The organism is Calditrichota bacterium (assembly GCA_014359355.1).
Taxonomy (GTDB): domain Bacteria; phylum Zhuqueibacterota; class Zhuqueibacteria; order JANLFK01; family Oleimicrobiaceae; genus Oleimicrobium.
On record JACIZP010000338.1, the window covers coordinates 1 to 2,398 of the forward strand.

Below are 2,398 nucleotides of genomic sequence, written 5' to 3' on the forward strand. Positions count from 1 at the left end.
GGAGGTCTACCTCGCTGACTATATGTTCACCACTGGCCCGCGGCGCGGCGTGGATGACCGCTTCCGCCCCTTGGCTATCCAGAACTACCAATTCTCCCTGAGCGGCCCAACTGGATTGCCAAAGACCTACTTTCTGTTCAGCACGCGCCGCTTTGTCGACAACGGCTACATCTTCGGGGAGCGGCGCTTCGTGCCCACCGACCGCGCCGACTTTGAAAAAAAGGTCTTCACCCCCACAGGCGACGGCAAGGAGCTGCCGTTGGAGTACACCAAGGAATTGTCCGGGGTGGTGAAGTTGACCAACCGCTCGTTGAAGGACGTGCAGGTGGATTACCAGGCCATCTACAACGCGATCCGTGGCAAGCGGTACAACTTTGCATTTCGTCTGAACCCGGACGGCATGAGCACGCAGCGCACCTTCTCCCTGGTCCATGGGATCGATTGGACACATACCCTCTCCGGGAACACCTTTTACAACTTAAGTCTACGGCAAAACTACTTCGACTATCGTGACCACGTCTATGAAGACGTCTACGATCCCCGCTACGATGCGGCAGGTCCCCCCATTGGCGACTACAACTACGAGCTGGGAGCGGTGGTGCAGGGGGTGGACCTGACTCGCTTTCGCCAGCGCACAAACGCGGTGGTGGCCAAGGGGGCCATCACCAGTCAGCTGACCCGCACCCTGCTTTGCAAGGCGGGCGCCGAGGCACAAGTAGCGACTGTGCAGTTTGGCGTGCCGGGGTACGTGGTCGGCACTGGTGGTACGCTGATCACGCGGCACGTGAACGAGCCCCCTGACTACCCCGATGTGGCCACCTACCGCCCTGTGTCGCTGATGGCCTACGGGCAGGGGCAATTGGAGTGGCGCGACTTTATCGTCAGGGCTGGGGTGCGCCTGGAGTATTTCGATGCACGTGCCACTGTGCCCAGCGACCTGCAGAACCCGGCCAATGCCATTGCCGGTGCTCCCCCAAGCTATCCCAAGAGGACGAGCAAAAAGATCTCCCTGGCACCCCGCATCGGTGTCTCGTATCCGATGACGGCGAGTGCGGCCCTCTTTTTTGCGTACGGGCACTTTTACCAGATGCCCGCCCTGGGCCAAATCTTCTCCAACTCAGACTATCAGGTGCTCGATGAACTCCAGGCAGGGGGGATAAGCTACGGCGTGATGGGCAACCCGGACATCAAGCCGGAGCGCACAGTGCAGTACGAGTTTGGCTACAAACACGCGCTCACCCCTTTCCTCGGCCTGGATGTGAGCATTTTCTACAAAGACATCCGCGACCTGTTGGGCGTGGAGTTTGTGTCCACGTATGCTGCCGCTGAGTACGCGCGGCTGACCAATGTGGATTTTGGCAACGTACTCGGTTTCACGGTTGCTGTGGACCAGCGGCGCATAGGTCCGGTGAGTACAATGGTCGACTACACCTGGCAGAAAGCGATGGGCAACTCCAGCGACCCTCGCGAGACAGCCACTAGAGCCGCAGCAGGGGAGGACCCGCGTCCGCGGCAGATACCGCTGAACTGGGATCAGCGCCACACCCTCAACGCCACCGTGCTCCTCGAGTCCCCGAGGAATTTCGCAGTGAGTGCCGTGCTTCGCTACGGGAGCGGCCAGCCTTATACTCCGTCGCTGAAGGCGGGCTTTGGCGGTGGCCTCGAGACCAACTCCGGACGCAAGCCGCCCTTTTTCCGCGTCGACCTACGGGCCGAAAAGTACTTTCAGGTGCGTGGCATGACGGTAAGCCTGTTCTCGCGGGTGGTGAACCTGCTGGACACCAGGTTCGTCAACGGGTTTGTCTTCGATGACACAGGAAGTCCCGACTACTCGCTCAATCCGGTGGGGCAGCGCGCTACGCTGGCCAACCCGGGCCGGTACTATCCGCCGCGGCGCGTGGAGTTGGGGATTGCGGTCAGTTCGGCACAGTGAGCAATTAGGGAGAATGAGCGGATGAGCCGCAAGATCGGTATTCTTGTGCTGGCGATTCTTGGGGCGTGGCAGGTGGCTGGCTACGCGCAGCTCCAGCCAGTGGTACCCCAGGAGATGCGCGGGCGGGTGGATGCGGAGCGCGCCGGGTTCCACGACGCCGCCAACATCCGTACCGTCTTCTACAACTATGGCATGGTGGGCGACTATCCGCCAGACCCCGGCAACGTCGACCTGAGCGTCTTCCACTCTGCCGAGGTGCCCAAAGGGAGCGGCCTCAACTACACCGATGGTATCACGCCCTTTGTGCTCGCCAAGGTCCGCGACCGCAAGGGGCGCGATGTCTACATCATGGAGACCGGCTATCGGGAGCGACAGGGAACAAGCCCATTGCGCAATCGGGTGATGCGGTTTGAACCGCGTCCCGGCTACTTCCAAGCAGATCCCAGCATCAATAAGGGGCGCTCG

Annotated in this window: 2 protein-coding genes; both read left to right on the forward strand. The window is 61.1% G+C overall.

The features are described from left to right. The coding region (locus H5U38_14285) for a TonB-dependent receptor (protein ID MBC7188188.1) at positions 1-1,933 on the forward strand (1,933 nt) is incomplete at its 5' end. Between the two features lie 21 nt (positions 1,934-1,954). Then, positions 1,955-2,398 (forward strand): hypothetical protein (locus H5U38_14290; protein MBC7188189.1); only part of this gene is annotated, 444 nt, incomplete at its 3' end.